This is a genomic window from Streptomyces sp. NBC_01241 (assembly GCF_041435435.1).
Lineage (GTDB): Bacteria > Actinomycetota > Actinomycetes > Streptomycetales > Streptomycetaceae > Streptomyces.
On record NZ_CP108494.1, the window covers coordinates 1,139,577 to 1,158,389 of the forward strand.

Annotated in this window: 18 protein-coding genes and 2 pseudogenes; 7 read left to right on the plus strand and 13 right to left on the minus strand. The window is 69.4% G+C overall.

What is annotated here, in order from left to right; genetic code table 11:
• Positions 1-239 precede the first annotated feature (239 nt).
• From OG306_RS04605 to OG306_RS04620, 4 genes are all read left to right on the plus strand, one after another.
• The gene (locus OG306_RS04605) at positions 240-992 is read left to right on the plus strand and encodes an SDR family NAD(P)-dependent oxidoreductase (protein ID WP_266744760.1); all 753 of its coding nucleotides are present in this window, start codon (positions 240-242) and stop codon (positions 990-992) included.
• A 254-nt stretch (positions 993-1,246) separates the two neighbouring features.
• The gene (locus tag OG306_RS04610) at positions 1,247-2,653 is read left to right on the plus strand and encodes a PP2C family protein-serine/threonine phosphatase (RefSeq protein ID WP_371665136.1); all 1,407 of its coding nucleotides are present in this window, start codon (positions 1,247-1,249) and stop codon (positions 2,651-2,653) included.
• 149 nt (positions 2,654-2,802) lie between these two features.
• Positions 2,803-3,129: a cupin domain-containing protein gene (locus tag OG306_RS04615; protein ID WP_266752079.1), complete on the plus strand. Its 327-nt coding sequence runs from the start codon at positions 2,803-2,805 to the stop codon at positions 3,127-3,129.
• A gap of 213 nt (positions 3,130-3,342) precedes the next feature.
• Complete coding sequence (locus OG306_RS04620) at positions 3,343-4,080, plus strand: class I SAM-dependent DNA methyltransferase (protein WP_266744761.1); 738 nt, start codon at positions 3,343-3,345, stop codon at positions 4,078-4,080.
• 58 nt (positions 4,081-4,138) lie between these two features.
• Here the strand turns inward: OG306_RS04620 and OG306_RS04625 are convergent, their stop codons facing one another.
• From OG306_RS04625 to OG306_RS04655, 7 genes are all read right to left on the minus strand, one after another.
• The gene (locus tag OG306_RS04625; protein WP_266744762.1) at positions 4,139-5,743 is read right to left on the minus strand and encodes a glycoside hydrolase family 13 protein; all 1,605 of its coding nucleotides are present in this window, start codon (positions 5,741-5,743) and stop codon (positions 4,139-4,141) included.
• Between the two features lie 151 nt (positions 5,744-5,894).
• On the minus strand, positions 5,895-6,770 hold the full coding sequence (locus tag OG306_RS04630) for a carbohydrate ABC transporter permease (RefSeq protein WP_266744763.1): 876 nt from the start codon (positions 6,768-6,770) through the stop codon (positions 5,895-5,897).
• Positions 6,771-6,788: 18 nt separating this feature from the next.
• A complete protein-coding gene (locus OG306_RS04635) occupies positions 6,789-7,751 on the minus strand; it encodes a carbohydrate ABC transporter permease (RefSeq protein ID WP_266907307.1) in 963 nt (320 codons plus the stop codon).
• Positions 7,752-7,834: 83 nt separating this feature from the next.
• Positions 7,835-9,250 carry an extracellular solute-binding protein gene (locus OG306_RS04640; protein ID WP_266744765.1) on the minus strand — a complete coding sequence of 472 codons (1,416 nt, stop codon included), beginning with the start codon at positions 9,248-9,250 and terminating at the stop codon, positions 7,835-7,837.
• A 275-nt stretch (positions 9,251-9,525) separates the two neighbouring features.
• Positions 9,526-10,533, minus strand: coding sequence for a LacI family DNA-binding transcriptional regulator (locus OG306_RS04645; protein ID WP_266907305.1), 1,008 nt, complete (start codon positions 10,531-10,533; stop codon positions 9,526-9,528).
• Positions 10,534-10,719: 186 nt separating this feature from the next.
• A complete protein-coding gene (locus OG306_RS04650; protein ID WP_266744767.1) occupies positions 10,720-10,845 on the minus strand; it encodes a hypothetical protein in 126 nt (41 codons plus the stop codon).
• Positions 10,846-10,878: 33 nt separating this feature from the next.
• Positions 10,879-11,376, minus strand: a complete 498-nt coding sequence (locus tag OG306_RS04655; RefSeq protein WP_266744768.1) for a MarR family winged helix-turn-helix transcriptional regulator — start codon at positions 11,374-11,376, stop codon at positions 10,879-10,881.
• Between the two features lie 84 nt (positions 11,377-11,460).
• On the opposite strand from OG306_RS04655, the pseudogene OG306_RS04660 reads away from it, so the two are divergent.
• Positions 11,461-11,613, plus strand: a pseudogene (locus OG306_RS04660) (3-phenylpropionate dioxygenase); the annotation flags it as partial.
• A gap of 412 nt (positions 11,614-12,025) precedes the next feature.
• Positions 12,026-12,727, plus strand: a complete 702-nt coding sequence (locus OG306_RS04665) for an NAD(P)H-dependent flavin oxidoreductase (protein WP_266907772.1) — start codon at positions 12,026-12,028, stop codon at positions 12,725-12,727.
• On the opposite strand, the pseudogene OG306_RS04670 reads toward OG306_RS04665, so the two are convergent.
• The 3 genes and pseudogenes from OG306_RS04670 to OG306_RS04680 all read right to left on the minus strand — a co-directional run.
• A pseudogene (locus OG306_RS04670) lies at positions 12,676-13,241 on the minus strand (IS3 family transposase); the annotation flags it as partial. The gene OG306_RS04665 and the pseudogene OG306_RS04670 overlap by 52 nt on opposite strands.
• A 100-nt stretch (positions 13,242-13,341) precedes the next feature.
• A complete protein-coding gene (locus OG306_RS04675) occupies positions 13,342-14,718 on the minus strand; it encodes an alpha-L-fucosidase (protein WP_266744770.1) in 1,377 nt (458 codons plus the stop codon).
• Positions 14,718-14,909 (minus strand): hypothetical protein, encoded by a 192-nt coding sequence (locus tag OG306_RS04680; protein ID WP_266744771.1) that lies wholly within the window; start codon positions 14,907-14,909, stop codon positions 14,718-14,720. Before OG306_RS04680 ends, OG306_RS04675 begins: the two co-directional genes overlap by 1 nt.
• Before the next feature lie 312 nt (positions 14,910-15,221).
• Here OG306_RS04680 and OG306_RS04685 point away from each other — a divergent pair, with 312 nt between their 5' ends.
• Positions 15,222-15,965, plus strand: a complete 744-nt coding sequence (locus OG306_RS04685) for a DUF6461 domain-containing protein (protein ID WP_266744772.1) — start codon at positions 15,222-15,224, stop codon at positions 15,963-15,965.
• 7 nt (positions 15,966-15,972) lie between these two features.
• On the opposite strand, the gene OG306_RS04690 is transcribed toward OG306_RS04685, so the two are convergent.
• The 3 genes from OG306_RS04690 to OG306_RS04700 all read right to left on the minus strand — a co-directional run bounded on the left by OG306_RS04690 (position 15,973) and on the right by OG306_RS04700 (position 18,811).
• Positions 15,973-16,245 (minus strand): integrase, encoded by a 273-nt coding sequence (locus OG306_RS04690; protein ID WP_371665137.1) that lies wholly within the window; start codon positions 16,243-16,245, stop codon positions 15,973-15,975.
• A 371-nt stretch (positions 16,246-16,616) separates the two neighbouring features.
• Complete coding sequence (locus tag OG306_RS04695; protein ID WP_266744773.1) at positions 16,617-17,324, minus strand: gamma-glutamyl-gamma-aminobutyrate hydrolase family protein; 708 nt, start codon at positions 17,322-17,324, stop codon at positions 16,617-16,619.
• Positions 17,321-18,811, minus strand: a complete 1,491-nt coding sequence (locus tag OG306_RS04700) for an aldehyde dehydrogenase (protein ID WP_266744774.1) — start codon at positions 18,809-18,811, stop codon at positions 17,321-17,323. Before OG306_RS04700 ends, OG306_RS04695 begins: the two co-directional genes overlap by 4 nt.
• Positions 18,812-18,813: the final 2 nt, after the last annotated feature.

The window sequence follows — 18,813 nt, forward strand, 5'->3', positions numbered from 1 at the left end:
ATGGCCGCATGCAGACCGTGACCGGCCTCGGGTGGTCCGGTGCCTCCCGCGAGGGCGGCCGCCGTCCGGAACACCCCCGAACTCATGGCGGCGCCAGGAATCGCCGATGGCAGGAACGAAATCCCGCGGCGCCGGGGGTGCTTGCCTCGTATGTCAGCTCGCGAACGAGTCGACGGGGCGTCGGACACAGCACCGCCGCACGCCCGGGTCCTCTTCTTTCCGATACGGAGGACAACCTCATGGGTTCTCTTGATCTGACCGGACGCGTGGCCCTCGTGACCGGGGCGACCAGCGGGATCGGCGCCGCGACCGCGGTACTGCTGGCCGCGCGGGGAGCGCACGTACTCGTCGCCGGCCGGGACAGCTCCCGCGGCGAGTCCGTCGTCACCGCGATTCGCGCCCGCGCCGGCAAGGCCGACTTCGTCGCCGCCGATCTGCGGAAGGCGCAGTCGGTGCGGCAGCTCGCGCGGCGGGCCGTGGACCTGGGCGGTGGCCGGGTCGACATCCTGGTGAACAACGCCGGCGTCTACCCGTTCGGGCCCACCGAGAAGGCGGCGGAGGGCGAGGTCGACACCGTCTACGCGCTGAATGTGAAGGCGCCGTTCCACCTGGTGGCAGAACTCGCGCCGGCGATGGCCGAGCGGGGTGGCGGTGCGATCGTCAACGTGAGCACCGTCGTCGCCGCGTACGGGGCCGCGGGCATGGCCCTGTACGGATCGAGCAAGGCCGCCGTGGAGCTGCTGACCAAGGCGTGGGCCGCGGAGTACGGCCCGCGCGGGGTGCGGGTCAACGCCGTGCGCTCCGGCCCGGCACGCACGGAGGGCACGCAGGGCATGGGCGAGGACCTCGACGCCCTGGCCGCCCAGGCCCCGGCCGGCCGACCGGCCGAGCCGGCGGAGATCGCCGAGGCGATCGCCTACCTGGCCAGCGACGCGGCGAGCTTCGTCCACGGCGCCGTGCTGCCCGTGGACGGCGGCCGTACAGCGGTCTGACCCGTCCGCGGCGTGCCGGGCCTTCCCTGCCGTACAACACCGGACGGGGCGCCCGGCAGGACACCTGCATTACCGTCGATGCGCCGTGGCTTCCAGGCTGGGAAGCCAGGAGCGCCCAACCCGGCGGGAAGGGCATCTACGCCGAATGGGTGTCTGCGGACACTGTGCGGCCAGTCGGTGGGCGGTGGGGCTGGACCGCGGTTCAGATGAGGAACGGGGATACCCGGAGTGGACGCGGAAGCAAGGCGGTGGCGATGGCGGAGGACCGGCAGGAACCGGGCGGCCGGGATGACGACACCCCGCAGGACCAGGACGCCGCACGGGGGGAGACACCGGCCGGGGAGTCCTACATGTCGCTGCTGAACCTGCCGCTCAGCTCGGACCTCGACCGCATCGGCGAACAACTGCACGCCCTGGCTCGCGCTCAGGGCACCCTCCAGGGGTTGCTTCAGGCGGTGCTGAGCATCACCGGCGAACTGGAACTGGCCGCGGTCCTGCGCCGCATCGTCAGCACCGCGATGGAACTGGCGGGTGCCCGCTACGGAGCCATGGGAGTGCTCGACGAGGAGGGCAGGTTCCTGGCCGAGTTCATCCCGCTGGGACTCACCGCGAAGGAGCTGGCACACCTGGAAGGAGTCGAGCTCCCCCGCGGACGGGGCCTGCTGGGCCACCTGATCCACCACCCTGAGCCGCTGCGGGTGAAGAACATCGCCACGCACCCGGAATCGGCCGGTTTCCCGCCCGGCCACCCTCCCATGCACTCCCTGCTCGGCGTCGCCATCAGCGTCCGCGGACGGATCTACGGCAACCTCTACCTCTCCGAACGCAAGGACGGACGGCCCTTCGACCGGCACGACGAGGGCGTGATCCTGGCACTCGCCGGCACAGCCGGGGTGGCCATCGAGAACGCCCGTCTCTACCAGCAGGTCCGCCACAGCGCCGAGCAGTTCCAGCGGCTGCTGCTGCCCCGTCTGCCGGACCTGCACCCCTTCACGGCGGGAGCGGTCTACCGCCCCGCCAGTGCCCCCGCCGCACTGGGCGGGGACTGGTACGACGCCATGCTGCTGCCCGACGGCGCCTGCGTGGCGCTGATCGGGGATGTGGTCGGGCACGACATGCAGGCCGCGGCCAGCATGTCGCAGATCCGCAGCATGCTGCGGGCCCTGTGCCACGACGGGCGCACCGCGCCCAGCACCGTCCTCACCCGGCTGGACCGCATTCTGGCCTCCCTGGGCGAGGTCCCCTTCACCACCGTCCTGGTAGCCCGCCTGGAGCCAGTCGACGGCGGCTGGCAGCTGCACTGGAGCAGCGCCGGGCACCCGCCGCCGCTGTTGCTGCTGCCCGACGGCCGCGTGCGCTACCTGGAGACCGATCCCGGGGTTCCCCTCGGGGTCGCGCCCGAGCTGCCTCGTCCCGACCACTGCCAGGTGCTGCCCGTCGACAGCACCGTCGTCCTCTACACCGACGGCCTGGTGGAATTCCCCGGCCGGCCGCTGGACCAGGGCCTGGACGCGCTGGCGGTCACCGCCTCCCAGCACGCGGGCCGACCCCCGGAGGAGCTGTGCCGGGCACTGGCCGACCACCACCCCAGCGACGGCCACGACGATCTGGCGGTCATCGCCCTGCGCACCCCGCCCCTCACCGGCTACGCCCGCTCCTGACACCGCAAGACCGGACTTCGGTCCCGCGTCGCGACCGGGCCGGTCGCCGCTCCCCGTCGGGAGGACGTGGTGTCCGGTTCCCGCCAGCTCCCAACAGCGCGTCCGGACATGCTCGATGCCACGAACCGACTTGGTGACTCCACCCACGACTGAAGCCGCGGGCTTCCTGTCGGGCGCGCGCGAACGCGGTCCACTTCGCCCCGGGCGCCCGCACCGCCTGGCACTCCCACGGCCTGGGCCAGACCCGCTACGTCGTCGAGGGCATCGCGCTGGTCCAGTCCCGCGGTGGCGAGGTCCTCGAAGCCCACCCCGGGGACGTGATCTGGACACCGGCCGGTGAGGAGCACTGGCACGGGGCCGCCCCCGACCACTTCGTGACCCACATCGCCCGGTGGGAGACCGACGAGGCCGACTGGCGCGAGCACGTCACGGACGCCGAGTACGACGACACCCGCCGCAGCACCCGCAACACCTGATGCCCCAGCACCACTTGAAGGAAGTCGTCATCCTGCGCGGAGCCGTCGTTCACGCTTCCGGGGATGCGCGCTTCGAGGAGCGCGCAGACTCGGAGATCGTCAACCCCACCGACGCCGTCATCCGCACCGCGGCAACGGCCTTACTCACCTTGCCCGGCAGTGGAAGGTAAATGCGTCGACAGTGCCGTGCCGCGCCCGGCAGAGTGACCGCCCATGACGAGCAGCGAGCTGTGGACCCGTGCGACCGCCGACCGCTACGACGCCGAGGAGAGCGACAAGTCCTCGGCGACCTTCCTCGGACCGGCTCTCGACTTCCTCGCGGGACTCGCCGGAGACGGCCGGGCACTGGAATTCGCCATCGGAACCGGACGCGTGGGTATCCCGCTCCGGGAACGCGGCGTGCCGGTGGCGGGCATCGAACTGTCCGAACACATGGCAGCGGTCCTGCGGCGCAAGATCGACGAGGACACACTCCCGGTCGCCATCGGGGACATGGCGAGGACCGCCGTCCCCGGCAAGTTCGCCCTGGTGTATCTCGTCTACAACACCATCACGAATCTGCTCACGCAGGACGAGCAGGTCGAGTGCTTCCGCAACGCCGCGCGTCACCTGGCGCCCGGCGGCCGATTCGTCATCGAACTGGGTGTGCCGCCGCTGCGGTTCCTGCCGCCCGGGCAGGTCGCGGTGCCGTTCGACGTCTCCGAGCGGCATCTCGGCTTCGACACTTTCGATTTGGTCGAGCAGATCCTCGTCTCGCACCACTTCGCCCGCGACGGCGACGGCCACTACCTCCGCACCCACTCCCGGCACCGGTACGCCTGGCCGGCGGAGCTCGACCTCATGGCACGGATCGCGGGGCTGGAGCTCGAACTGCGCGTCGCGGACTGGGACAGGGCGCCCTTCACCCAGGACTCCGCGAAGCACATCTCCGTGTGGCGCAAGCCGGCCTGACGCGGCCCCGCCCATGGGCGCGGCCGGGAACATCTGTCCGGCGGTTCGGCGGCGGGGGTCAGGTCAGCAACCACACCGCCGTGTCCTGCGGGAGGCGGCCCCCTTCGTCCAGGGAACCGCTGGCGAGCAGGACGCCTGTGTGGGCAGGGAGCTCTGCGGGCTCCACGGCGAGGTTGACGACACAGGTCAGGCCAGGGCCCCGGCCGAAGGCGATGACCCCCGTCGCCGACGGCAGCCAGGTCAGCGACTCGTCCCCGAAGCCGGGGACGGTCCGTCGCAGCCGCAGCGCCTCGCGGTACAGCGTCAGCATCGAGGCGGGGTCGGTGCTCTGCCGGTCGGCGGCGTAGGCCGGCCAGTCCTCCGGCTGCGGCAGCCAGGGTTCGCCCCGCGAGCCGAAACCGCTGTTCGGCGCGTCGGCGACCCACGGGAGCGGCACTCTGCAGCCGTCTCGTCCCGGGTCGGTGCCGCCGGAGCGGAAGTGCATGGGGTCCTGGATGCGGTCGAGAGGCACGTCGGCCTCGGGCAGGCCCAGTTCCTCGCCCTGGTACACGTAGACGGCGCCGGGAAGCGCGAGGGTCAGCAGGGCGGCGGCCCGGGCGCGCCGGGTGCCGAGGTGCGGGTCCGTGGGCGTCCCGAAGGTCTTCTCGGCGAAGTCGAATCCGGTGTCCTCGCGGCCGTACCGTGTCACGGTCCGGGTCACGTCGTGGTTGCACAGGACCCAGGTCGCGGGGGCGCCGACCGGGGCGTGCTCGGCCAGGGTGTCGTCGATGGTGCGCCGCAGGCGGTCCGGCTGCCACGGGCACGCGAGGAAGTTGAAGTTGAAGGCGGTGTGCAGTTCGTCGGGGCGGAGGTAGCGGGCGAAGCGCTCGGAGTCGGGCAGCCAGACCTCGCCGACGTAGATCCCCTGGTACTCGTCGGCTATGGCGCGCCAGGACCGGTAGATGTCGTGGAGTTCGTCCTGGTCGATGTAGGGGTGGGGGTCGACGCCCTCGACGAAGTCGGCGAGTTGCGGGTCCTTGGCGAGCAGTGCCGCGGAGTCGATCCGTACGCCCGCGACGCCCCGTTCGAACCAGAAGCGCAGTATCTCTTCGTGTTCCTGACGGACCGTCGGGTGTGCCCAGTTGAGGTCGGGCTGCTCGGGGGTGAAGAGGTGGAGGTACCACTCACCGTCGGGCACGCGGGTCCAGGTGCGTCCGGAGAACTGGGAGGGCCAGTCGTTGGGTGGGAGTCCACCCCTCTTACCCCGGCCCGGCCGGAAGTGGAACAGCTCGCGCTCGGGGCTGCCGGGCCCGGCGTCCAGGGCCGCCCGGAACCAGACGTGCTGATCGGACACGTGGTTGGGGACGATGTCGACGATGACCCGGAGGCCGGACTCGCGGGCTTCCGCGATGAGTTTCTCGGCCTCGGCAAGTGTTCCGAAGGCGGGGTCGATGGTGCGGTAGTCGGCGACGTCGTAGCCGCCGTCGACGAGTGGCGAGACGTACCAGGGCGTGAACCAGAGGGCGTCGACACCGAGTTCGACGAGGTAGGGCAGTTTCGCCCGGACGCCCGCGAGGTCCCCGGTGCCGTCGCCGTCGCCGTCGGCGAAGCTGCGTGGGTACACCTGGTAGATGACGGCGCTGCGCCACCAGTCGTCGGTGCGTTCCGAGTGAGGGGCTGCCACGTGACGGTCCTTTCGGGCAGGGTGATTCTCCACCGTCGGCCCGGAACAGCAGGGCGCCGGAAAACAGGGCCGGCGGCAGAGGATTCTTGGAGGTGCGAGAGGGTGGGGCGTGTGCGGGGCGGGGATGCTCGGTCCGGGTGCACGCGGGCTGTCAGCCCTTGAGGCCACCCGCGGTGAGGCCGCTCATGATGTTGCGCTGGAAGATCAGGAAGATGAGCAGCGTCGGCAGGGACGCGATCGTGAGCGCGGCGATCAGCACGTTCTCGGGAACGCCGTTGGAGAGCGAGTAGATGCCGACGTTGAGTGTCTGCACGGCCGGGTCGGGCAGGGTGAGCATCGGCCAGAGGAAGTCCTTCCAGACCCCGACCACGGCGAAGATGGAGACGACACCCAGAATCGGCCGTGAGATGGGCAGCACGATCGACCACAGCGTGCGCATCGGTGAGGCTCCGTCCATGGAGGCGGCGTCCAGCAGTTCCTTCGGGATGGAGTCGAAGAATCTCTTCAGCAGGAAAATGTTGAAGGCGTTCGTCACCGAGGGCAGCCAGATCACCCAGGGCGAGTTCAGCAGATTGCGCTGCACGAACGGCACGTCCAGGACCGTGAGGTACTGCGGAACGACGAGCACGGTCGCCGGGATCATCAGGGTGGCGAGCATCATGCCGAGGATCGCCTTGCCGAAGAGCGGCCGCAGCTTGGAGAACGAATAGGCCGCCGCCACATCGAAGATCAGCTGGAAGGCCAGGGCGCCGAAGGCGTAGTACAGCGTGTTGAAGAGGAGCCGGGAGAGGTCCATCACTTCCCAGGCGCGGGTGTAGTTCCCGGGGTTCAGCGACTCGGGGGCGAACGTCGGCGGTATTTGGACGGCTTCCTGCGTGGACTTGAGGCCACCGGACGCCATCCAGTAGAGGGGTCCGAGAAAGACCAGGGTGAACAGGCCGACGACGAGGACGAAGGTCACCCAGTAGACGATCCTGCCCCGGGGCCTGGCCAGTTGGGCCGGTGAGACGAGTGTGCGTGTGGACATCTGTCGTATCCCCCGGTCCTACTCGTCCTCGGCGCGGCTGAGCTTCACGTACGCCGCCGAGACCCCGGCGAGCAGTACGAGGAGGACCAGACCGAGCGCCGCCGCGGCGCCGTAGTTGTTGAAGTTGAAGGCGTACTGGTAGATGAGGTAGACGACGGTGGTGGTCGATCCCTCGGGGCCCGCGCCGCCGGTGAGCAGGAACGGTTCGACGAACACCTGCATGGTCGCGATGACCTGCATGAGCAGCAGGAGCGAGAGGATGAGCCGGGTCTGCGGGATGGTGACGTGCCAGATCTTGCGGAACAGACCGGCCCCGTCCAGTTCCGCGGCCTCGTACAGTTCGCCGGGGATTCCCTGCAGCGCGGCGAGGTAGATCAGGGTCGCGCCGCCCATGTTCATCCACGTCGCCGCGATGACCACGGAGAGCATGGAGGTGTCCGGGTCCTGGAGCCATTGCTGCGCGGGGAGACCGAAGAAGCCGAGGATCTCGTTGAGCAGGCCGTACCCGGGGTCGTAGAGATACTTGAAGAGCAGTACGGAGGCGACCGGTGGCAGCATGACCGGCAGGTAGACCAGCAGACGCAGATACCCCCGCGCGTGCCGGAACTCATTGAGGACCACCGCGACGACGAACGGTACGGCGAAGCCGAGGACCAGCGCGAGTACGGTGAACAGCAGGGTGTTGCGCCAGGCCTGCCAGAAGGCCGGGTCGTTGTAGACGGTGTTCAGATTGGACAGCCCGGCCCACGTCGTCCGTCCGCCTTCGGTCTTCTGGAAGGCGAGAAGGAACTCCCTGACCATCGGGTACCAGGAGAACAGCGCGAAACAGATCACGGCACCGATCAGGAAGCCGTGGGCCGTGAGATTGCGACGAAGGTGCTTGGCGAAGGTTCCGCCGGACGGCCCCGGCCCGCGGCCCTGGTGCCCGGGGCGGCGGGACTTGTTCGCCGTGGTCGTGGTGGAGAGGGTGGGGGCCGACAACTGTCGCCTCCTCGGTGCGGAAGTGCCGGAGTGCGGTCGGGGAACGGTCGGGACACCGGGGGCCGGCCGGCCCCCGGTGTCGGTCACTGGTTGGCCAGGACCTGGTTGACCTGCGCCTCGGCGGTGGCGAGCAGCTTGTCGACGTCGGCGTCCTTGTTGGTGAGGATGCCCGACATCACGTTGTCGAGGACCTTGTAGACCTCCTGGGCCTTCGGCGGCTCCGCCTTGCCCGGGACGGAGTTGTCCGTGAACGTCTTGAAGTTGGCGACCGGCATGGTGGCGTACTGGATACGCGCCGCGTCGTCCTTGGTCTTGGACTCGTTCAGCCAGAAGTTGGGCTGGGGAACGCCCACAGGCAGCTTGTCGGCCTTGGTGCGGGCCCACTCGAACTGCCCCTTGCCGACGGTGAGGTTCTTGAAGTTCAGCCAGGCGACGGCGGCCTTGATCTTGTCGCCGGAGATCCCCTTCTTGATCATGTAGTTGTTGCCGCCGGCCAGGGTGTTCTTCTCGCCCGGGATCGGTCCCATGCCGAAGTTCTCGTAACTGGCGCCGAGTTGCTGGACCATGTATGCGATGTCGTCGGGTGCGGCCAGGAACATACCCAGCTTGTCGGTGGCTATCTGCTTCTGCAGGTCGCCCCACTTGAGCAGTTGCGTCTTGCCCATGCTGTCGTCCTGCCAGCGCATGGCGTGCAGGTTCTCGGCGACCTGCCTGCCCAGTTCGTTGTTGAAGGCGGCCCTATTGCCGCTCGCGTCGACGACCTCACCACCGCGGCTGTACATCTGCGCGGTGAAGTGCCAGCCACCCGTGTTGCCGGCGCTGTACTCGCCGAAGCCCGCGATGCCCTTGCCCAGGCCCGCGATCTTCTTCGCGGCCGTGCGGACCTCTTCCCAGGTGCGCGGCGGAGCGTCGGGGTCCAGGCCCGCCTGTTGGAAGAGCTTGCGGTTGATGAGCAGGCCCATGGTGTAGTTGCTGGTGGGCAGGCCGTAGAGCTTGCCGTCCTGCTTGAGCGAGTTGAGGACGTTCGGGTCGATGTCCTTCAGCAGGGGAACGCTCTTGTCGCTGACGTAGGCGGTGATGTCCGCGGCACCGTCGTTATCGAGGACCTGCGGGAGATCGGTGAAGTAGGTGTAGAACACGTCCGGCTGGGACTTGGCCTTGAGCATCGCTGTGAAGCGCGGCGGCTCCAGACACTGGCCGGGGGTGGAGCGTCCTTCGATAGTGACGCCGGGGTACGTCTTGTTGAACTCGGCGACGTCCTCCTTCCACTCCTTGAGCTCGGCCGCCTTCGCCGCAGGGGGCATGCAGTCGATGGTGAGCGTCACCTTGGTCTTCGGGTCCAGGGGGGCGGCGGGGTCCAAGGACTCGCCACCTTCGGATCCACCGCTGCCGTTGTTGCTGCTGCTCGTGCCGCAGGCGGCGAGCGCGGTCAGCGTGAGCGCGGAGACGAGGGCGACCGCGCCGGCGCGGCGGGTACGGCGGAACCGGGCACTTCTCATGGGTGGTCCCCTTCGGGCATGAACGTGGAGGTCGCCCCACCGCCGATGCGTTGTGGGGCGTCGCACACTCAACCACCGCCAACAGGTGAACGCAATATCTCGCGCTGATTTCGTAATTGTTTGACAGATGACCGTATGGGGCGCGCCGGGAGCGGCGACCCACTGTCGGTCAACCCCGGCTACGCGGACATGGAAATGCCGCGGGGCCCTGTCCGAGGAGGGTGGACACGGCCCCGCGGCATCGCGAAGCGCGGCGGCGGGCAGGCGGCCGGGATCTACCGCGGCGCCTGGGCCGTGGAGCCGCGCACCACCAGTTCGGGCTCGAAGAGCAGTTCACCGGGGTGCACTTCGCCATCCCGGATCTGGGTGCACAGCAACTCGACGGCCGCGCGCCCCATCGCCTCGATGGGCTGACGCACGGTGGTGAGCGGGGGCTCCGTGCAGTTCATGAAGGCGGAGTCGTCGTATCCGACCACGGAGACGTCACCCGGTACGGCGAGCCCGCGCCGGCGAGCCGCCCGTACGGCACCCAGGGCCAGCGGGTCGCTCGCGCAGATGATGCCGGTGACACCCCGATCGAGAAGGCGCGATGCGGCCGCCTGGCCGCCCTCCAGGGAGAATATCGTCCGCTCCACGCACGCGTCCGGCAGTTCCCCGCCGTTGGCCCGTGCGACGTCCCGCGCGGCCCCCAGCTTGCGCCGCGAAGGGATGTGGTCGGCCGGGCCCAGCACCAGACCGATGGACTCATGGCCCAGCGAGACCAGATGACGCCAGGCCTGCTCGACGGCGACGGCGTCGTCGCAGGAGATGCAGGGGAAGTCGAGGTTCTCTATCGGAGCGTTGATGAGGACGACCGGAATCTTCCGCTCGGCGAGCAGCCGGTAGTGCTCGTGCGGGGCGTCCGCCTGGGCGAACAGCCCACCGGCGAAGACGACGCCGGAGACCTGCTGCTGGAGCAGCAGCTCCACGTAGTCGGCCTCGGAGACGCCGCCCTTGGTCTGGGTGCACAGGACCGGAGTGAGACCCTGCTGCGCCAGCGCACCGCCGATCACCTCGGCGAAAGCCGGGAAGATCGGGTTCTGCAGCTCGGGCAGGACCAGGCCCACGAGGCGCGCGCGCTCGCCACGCAGCTGGGTCGGCCGCTCGTATCCGAGCACGTCCAGCGCGGTGAGCACGGACTGCCGGGTCGCCTGGGAGACCCCGGGCTTGCCATTGAGGACCCGGCTGACGGTGGCCTCACTGACACCCACCTTCTTCGCTACTTGAGCAAGTCGTCGCGTCATACACGCAAGACTAACGCAAGCCTCGCAAGCGGCTTGCGTCAGTCTTACGTCTCGACCGAAGGGGCTCCCTGTCTCCCTCCTACGGGGCCCCGTCATCCTTCTACGGGTTGTCGTTGATCTTGAAGGTGGAGTCGGCGCTCCGGGTGTCCACCGCGTTGCCGGAGACTCGCTGGACTCCGCCACAGGTCAGAACCTCGGCGAGTCCTGGTCGCTGAGGTCATCGCGCTGTCGCGAGCCCTCGTCGGCCTCCGGATTGCTCACCAGGGCGACCGGGCGGTCCTTGCCCACGTGCCGTAGCCGTCGGTCGGTCACCAGATGCGGGGTGCCCGACGTGCAGACCGTGCCTTACGACGTGGAGTCGGTCGACTCCTCGTCGGACGCGAGGATCGAGTCCTCCAGCTTGCGCAGCAGCCGCGCGAGTTGGCGGCGCTCGGACGGAGACACTTTGCCGAGCATCCGGCGTTCGTTGTCGAGATGTTCCGCGAACACGGTGTCCACCGTCGCGAGGCCCTTGTCTGCGAGACGCGAGTAGACGGCTTTGCGGTCGTCGGCGTCCCGTTCACGGGTGATCAGACCGTCCTTCTCCAGACGGTCGATCCGCAGGGTCACCCCCGCGGACGACACCAGTCCGGAGTCGGCGAGCTGACCTGCCGTCAGACGATACGGCTCTCCCGACCACCGCAGCGCGGTCAGCACCTCGAAGCCGGCCACGGACAGTCCATGACGTTCGATCGATGCGGTGAGCCTGGTGCTGTAGCGCAGGAAGGAGCGGTGGAGCCGGGCCAAGACCTCCAGCGGGCTCGTCTCCAGTTCCGGCCGTTCGCGCGCCCAGTCCTCGATCACCTTCGCTACGGCGTCCCGGTCCGCCGGTCTCGATGCGCGCCGTTGGTGGTCTCGACCTGCTCCAGGGTCGCCAACGACGAGGGTTGGGAGGTCCTGGAGCAGGACCGCGTGATGCTGGAGGCCATGCCAGCCGACGCCGACCAGCGGGAGAATCTGTACCAGCACGACCTGGGCGTGGTCCGGCTGCGCCGGCTGTACCGGGCGGCGGCCGAGGCCCAGTCGTCGGCGGGCGCCTGAGCGGTCGGCACCGTCACGGCGATGTCGGCCATCGCGCCACGGCGCTGTCGGCTGATCAGGCCACGAGCAGTTCACGCAGGCGCTCGGCCGGGGGTTCCCGGCCGAGCGTTCAGCGGGGGCATGATGATGGTCATGACGTTGTCGACGGCATTCACGAAACTGTTCGGTGTGCGGCATCCCATCGCGCTGGCACCGATGGGGGGGTTCGGCCGGTGGTGAACTGGCGGCGGCCGTCTCACGCGGCGGCGGGCTCGGGTTGCTGGGCTCCGCGAACGGGGATCCGGACTGGCTGGCCCGTGAGCTGCCCATCGTGGCGCAGGGCACCACGGGCCCCTGGGGTGTCGGCCTCTGGACCTGGGCGATCGACGTCGGCGCGGTCGAGCGAGTATTGGAGCACAGGCCCAGAGCGGTGATGTTGTCCTTCGGGGACCCTAGCCCTTTCGCCGGGCGCATCCGCCGGGCGGGCGCGGCACTGATCATTCAGGTCACCGATGTGGACGAGGCCAGGCAGGCGGTGGACCTGGGCGCCGACGTCATCGTCGCGCAGGGCACGGAGGGCGGTGGACACGGAGCCCGGCACGGACGGTCCACCCTGCCGTTCGTACCGCTCGTGGTGGACCTCGCGGCACCCGTGCCGGTGCTGGCGGCCGGCGGGATCGCCGACGGCCGCGGCGTGGCCGCGGCCCTGGCCCTGGGCGCGGCGGGGGCGGCCATCGGCACCCGCTTCCAGGCCACGGCCGAAGCCCTGGTCCACCCGTCGATCGCAACCGCGATCGTCGAGGGACGCGGACAGGACACCGAGCGCAACCGTGTCCTGGACATCGCCCGCAGCTCCCAGTGGCCCGCGCGGTACACCGCTCGCACCCTGGGCCATCGCTACCTCGACCAATGGCGGGGCCGGGAAACGGAACTCGCCGCGGATCCCCGGGCGCAACGGGCCTACCAGGACGACGTGGCACGAGGCGAGATTCCCCCGCTGCCCGTATGGGCCGGCGAGGCGGTCGACCTCATCACCGACCTCCCGCCTGCGGCCGACCTCGTCGCCACTCTGGCCGCCCAGGCCGAGGACGCCCTGACCCGAGCCGGGAGGCACCGCTTCTTCCTCCGCAGGTGACGGCCGACGATGTGGTTGATCCGCGTCAGCCGGGTCACACGCTTGCGGTTATCCTCCGCCCCCTCGCACACAGTTCAGCATGGATGCGTGGGGCTCCGTAGGTGCTGGTGTTCGGGGTGGATGGCGCGGATCTCCCTCACGGTCCGCTTCTCCTCGGCCCGGCGCTCGGCCCGGCGCTCGGCGCGGGCCTGCTCGGTGGCCAGGTGCTGGTGGTAGCCGGCGCGGGACGCTCCGGGCATCCGGCAGATCCGCTTGACGCCGAAGTCGGTGCGGTTGCCGGAGATGAAGTCCCGGCGGCGGGGCCTCACTTCACCTCCCGCGCGAAAAAGGCGGCTGCCCGGCGCAGGATCTCGCGCTCCAGCTGCCACTCCTGCTCGGCCTTGAGCAGCCGGGCGTTCTCCGCCCGCAGCCGGGCCGGCTCCCCGGCCGCGCTCACGCTGCCGTCGCGGCGCTCGGGCGCGGCCCGGGTCTCGTCCATGCGCACCCACGTCCGCAGCGATTGCGCGGTGATGCCGTGCCGTCTGCGACGCTGTCGGGGCGGTCCGGGATCCGGCGGGTGCGGGAGCTGCCACGGCTGCCCGTGCCCGCCGCCGCGACAGGAACGGTGATCACGCTCATGCCGGCCCCTCGTCCCGCAGTTCGATCTTGACGACGGTGTCGACCGGGTCGGGCAGCGGATAGGTGTGGTGGCCGATCTCGCCGAACTGGATGAACGGAAGGTGCGGGTAGGAATCGATGACCCAGGAGTCGCACAACTGGAGTTCACGGCCGTCGGCGAGCGATGTCATCCGGGCGATGCGGTCCTTGGGGATACCGCCGGCCAGGGCCAGCGGCCCGATCGGGGCGCGCAGGACATGGGCATAGACCGCGTTCTCGGTGCGGGTGTAGTAGCCCCATTCCGGCGTGCCGAGTCCGGCCGGGCCCGCGCCGTGGATCGACTCGCCGTTGATGTCCAGCCAGGCGCCGATCGCGCGCAACCGCTCCTCGGCCTCGGGCTGAAGCGTGCCGTCGGGCTTGGGCCCGATGTTGAGCAGCAGATTGCCGCCCTTGGCCACGCACTCGACCAGCTTCGTGATCAGCTGCTGGGAGGTCTTCCACAGATCGTCGTCGGCGCAGTAGCCCCAGCTGTTGTTGAGGGTGACACAGGCCTCCCACGGGACGGGCGCGCCGTCCTGGCCGCGGATCCCCTCGACGGGAATGACCTGCTCGGGCGAGACGAAGTCGCCGCTGTAGGGGTTCGGTGCGGTGGTGGCGATGGATCCGAGACCGCCCCCGCTGGTCTCCAGGCGGTTGTCCATCAGGGCGTCCGGCTGGAGGACCCGGACCATGTCGACGATCTCCTGGGCGCCCCACTGTGCGGGGCCCATGCCGGCGTAGGAGAAGTCGAACCACAGGATGTCCAGCGAGCCGTAGTTCGTGCACACTTCACGGATCTGGCCGTGCAGGAAGCGCCGATAGGAATCCAAATCGCTGACGTGGCCGGCATGGGCGGGGTCGTCGCGGTGCGGGTGGTTCTCGTCGCCGTAGTGAGGGTAGTCCGGGTGGTGCCAGTCCAGCAGCGAGTAGTAGAGGCCGACCTTGATGCCGCGGGAGCGGAAGGCGTCGAGGAACTCCCGGACGAGGTCGCGGCCGATCCCGTTGCGCATGCTGGTGTAATCGGTGAGGGCCGAGTCGAACAGGCAGAAACCGTCATGGTGCTTGGCGGTCAGCACCGCGTACTTCATGCCGGCGGCCACGGCCAGATCGGCCCAGGTCTCCGGGTCGAAGTGCTCGGCGCCGAACCGGTCGACCGCGTCCTGATAGGCGTCGGCATCGACCTTCTCGTGCGAGCGGACCCATTCGCCCCGCGCCCACACCGCGTAGGCGCCCCAGTGGATGAACATGCCGAACCGGTCGTGACGGAACCAGGACGAGCGGGCGAACCGGTCGGGGACGGTCTCCAGGTCGGGCAGGACCGGCCCGGGATTCAGCGGGGTGTTCACCGTCGTCATCACTTCACCGCCCCGGAGGCCAGGCCGCTCACGATGTACTTCTGCGCGAACAGGTAGACCGCCACCACCGGCAGCATCGTGATCACCAAGTCGGCGCAGACCAGGCTGTAGTCGAAGCTGTAGGTGGTCTGAAAGTTGAACACCGACATCGGCAGGGTCCAGAGGTCGGAGTCGGGAATCAAGAAGAGCACGTTCTGAAACTCGTTCCAGGCATAGGTGAAGACCAGTATCAGCGCGGTGGAAGTGACCGGTTGTCGGCGTACTCGCGTATGTGCAGAGGTAGGTACGGATGAACGTGCAGAGCAAGTAGCCGCCGGCTGGCCCTCATTGCCGTGCGAGATGATGGGGGTCCGGTCCCCGTGATGTGTAGGCAGTCCCGCTCTTCTGTGGGCAAACAAGCGGCCGTCCCAGTCATCCGTAGGAAGTTGCGAGTCGCCCCGTCAGCGCCGAGACCGCGCCACTTCTCTCGGCCAATGTCCGAGGCATGCGCAAGGATCTTGGCCATGACTGCAACTGCTGCCGACTACGTATGGCTCAACGAGCGCTTCCCCGACCTCGCGGAGGCGTATTGCTTCACGCTGGTGCACAACCTGGCGCCTGTGGACGTCCTTGCCCGCCTCGAAGGCCAGAGCGAGCCTTCCCAGACCGGGGTGGAGGCGATAGTGGACGCGGCCTTTGAGCTCCTGGACCGTTCGGACAACACCCGGCAGTTCATCGCCATGACCACTGTCGGGGACTGGACCCTGCTGATTGAGCCCGTCGGCTACATCGGCGTCACCGAAGAGAGAGCCCTGCCCGCTTCTGCGGGCACCCGCTGGGTCTCGCACTTCGTCAACATCAACGGCCTCGACTCGTTCCTCTGGGCCCAGGACACGGCCGGTCGCCTGACGTTCGAGCCCGCAGTGCCCGACCGCCGCTGGGGAACAACCCCTGACGAACCCGTCCCGGTGCCGCCCCACGAAATCCGGATCGACATGGGCTCGTCCAAGACCATCGCGGGCTTCGCCTACCTGCCCCGCCAGGACGGCAGCATCAACGGTCGCGTCGGCCAGTACGAGTTCTACGTCAGCTCCGACGGCACGACCTGGGGCTCCCCGGTCGCCACCGGCACCTTCGCCGACGACTCCAGCCGCAAAACGGTCGGCTTCCCGCCCACCGCCACCCGCTACATCCGCTTCCGCGCCCTGACAGCGGTCGACGGCGGTCCCTACACCACCTGCGCCACCCTCTCCGTCATCGGCTCCTGACCAGAAGTCACCGCAGCGGTGGCCGACAAGGGCGCAGGCCATGGCGGCGAGGGCGAGAGACACGGAACCAGGAGCCCGGCTCCGGGCGCGTCATCGGATCGATGGCGCCCGGGACCTCCCAGTCGTCGGCCCAGCCGACGATGTGGACGCCGATGGAGGCGACGGCCCTCAGCACGTTCTCCCGTTGACGCTCGGGGGATGACGTGGCCGGCTTCACGCGGGACAGCCGCCGCACCCCGAGCAGGCATTTGCCGCATCCATCCCAAGGTCGTTCCATCACGTTCAGGTCCGTACCGTGCCATTTACTCTCCGTTCGAGCGTGCAGAGTACGGAGATTTGACGGCAGGACCTCCGCGAGCGATCTTGGTCAGCCCAAGGAGCTCAGTCGAACCTGACGGTTGACATGGGAGATGTTCGTGTCCACCAACCTTCGTCCGTCTTCCCGACCCCGTCCGATGCGGGAGGCTCGGGTCCGGGGGTGGCCTGCACGCGGCCACCCCCGGACAGGCACCAAGGATGCCTGGTCGCAACGGGCACGGCGAGTCCGTCTTCGCCTTCGATGACAAGATCTGCCACAGCTGCCGATAACAGGGCAGACGTTGCCTGTTGGGGCACTGGTGACCTGGGGCCGAGATTCGCCATCCGGGCTGCTCAGCCGGAGCGGGCGTGGCGCACCAGGGTATCGAACAGGTTCTGCTGGAAGGGGTCTTGGTGCGCGGTGTCCTCCGGGTGCCACTGCACCGCCACGAACCAGCCTCCTGCGGAGGGCAGTTCGAGGGCTTCGATGGTGCCGTCGCCGGCTGTGGCGGTCGCGGTCAGACCGTCGCCCAGGCGGTCGGTCCGTTGGTGGTGGTAGCAGGACGCCTCGAGCTTGTCGGCGCCCAGCGCACGCGCCGTCCGCGTTCCGGGGCGGATCGCCACCGGGTGCAGCAGATGGCGGTGCTCGTGGCCGGGGCCGCCCATGTCCTGCTGGAGGCTGCCGCCGAGGGCGACGTTGACGACCTGCAGGCCGCGGCAGATCGCCAACAGCGGCATCCCCGACTGCAGAGCTCGCCGGGCGGCTTCAATGTCAAAGGCGTCCTGGAGGCCGTCGACGTCGTAGACGCTGTCGTGGGTGTCGGCGGCGCCGTAGCGGTACGGGGCGATGTCGCCACCGCCGGGGAGCAGTACGGCGTCGAAGCGGGCGAGGCGGGCGGCGACGTCCTCTTCGGCCGGGTCGGCCGGATGGATGGTCGCCGGTTCGCCGCCGGCCCGCCAGACGGCCTCGACGAGCGCGCGGGCGTTGACCTCGGCGGCGTACCGCAGCGCGGAGGTAGTGGCGCAGAAGCGGGCCGGGATGGCTATCAACGGGCGCGTCACAGCTGAATCCAGGTGGTCTTGAGGTCGGTGTACTTCTCCAGGGCGTGGACGGACTTGTCCCGACCGTTGCCGGACTGCTTCATTCCGCCGAAGGGCACCGTCAGGTCGCCCTCCTCGTAACAGTTGACCCAGACCGTCCCGGCCCTCAGCGCGCGCGAGACCTGGTGGGCGGTGGACAGGTCGGAGGTCCACAGGCCGGCGGCGAGGCCGTACTCGGTCGCGTTGGCGAGGCGTACGGCCTCGTCGAGGTCGTCGAAGGCGAGTACGGACAGGACGGGGCCGAAGATCTCCTCGCGGGCCAGCCGCATGTCCGGGTCGACACGGTCGAAGACGGTGGGCTGGAGAAAGCTGCCGCCGGTGGCGGTCATGGTGCGGTCCCCGCCGGTGAGCAGGCGGGCGCCCTCCGCCCGGCCGGTGGCGATGTGGTCGAGGACGCGCTCCAGGTGGGATTCCGAGACCAGGGCGCCCATCTCCGTCGCCGGGTCCAGCGGGTCGCCGACCTTCAATTCCCGCGCCCGCCGGATGACGGCCTCGGTGACCTGCTCGGCGATGGAGGAGTGCACGAGGAGCCGGGAGGGGGCGGTGCACATCTCGCCCTGGTTGAAGAAGATGCCCCAGGCGGCGGTGGCGGCGGCCTTCTCCAGGTCGGGCGCGTCGGGCAGGATGATGTTGGGTGACTTGCCGCCCAGCTCCAGCCAGACCCGCTTGAGGTTCGAGTCGGCGGCGTAGTGCAGGAAGTGGCGGCCGACGGCGGTGGAGCCGGTGAAGGCCAGCACGTCGACGTCCGGGTGCAGGCCGATCGCACGGCCGGCGGCCGGGCCGTCACCGGTGACGACGTTGAGGACGCCCGGGGGCAGTCCGGCCTCGGTGCCGATGCGGCCCAGCAGCAGAGCCGACAGCGGGGACGACTCGGACGGTTTCAGTACGACGGTGCAGCCCGCGGCAAGGGCCGGGGCGACTTTCCAACTCGCCAGCGTGAGAGGGAAGTTCCATGGCACGACCGCACCGACCACACCGGCCGGCTCCCGTGTGACGAGGGCGAGGGCGTCGGGGGCGGTGTGCGGGGAGGAGTCGGCAAGCTTGTCGGCCAGCTGCCCGTACCAGCGGAACGTGCTGATGACGGCGCGCAGTTCGATGTCGTACGCGTCGGTGATGGGCTTGCCCATCTCCAGGCTGACCGTGAGCGCCAGTTCCTCCCGTCGCTCTTCGAGGAGTTCGGCGATCCGCAGCAGGGTCCGGCCGCGTTCGACGGGGGCCAGGCGTGGCCAGGGGCCGGAGTCGAAGGCGCGGCGTGCGGCCGAGACCGCGAGATCGACATCAGCCTCACCCGCGTCGGCCACGTGGGTGAGAATCCGCCCGTTGCGGGGTGCGACGACGGCGAACGTTGCGCCACTGCCGCTTTCGGCCCGGCCGTCGATGTGGTGCCGGGTGGGCGGGCCGAGCTCCTCGGCCCGGGTCAGCAGTTCCTCATGGGTGACGTTGCGCATGG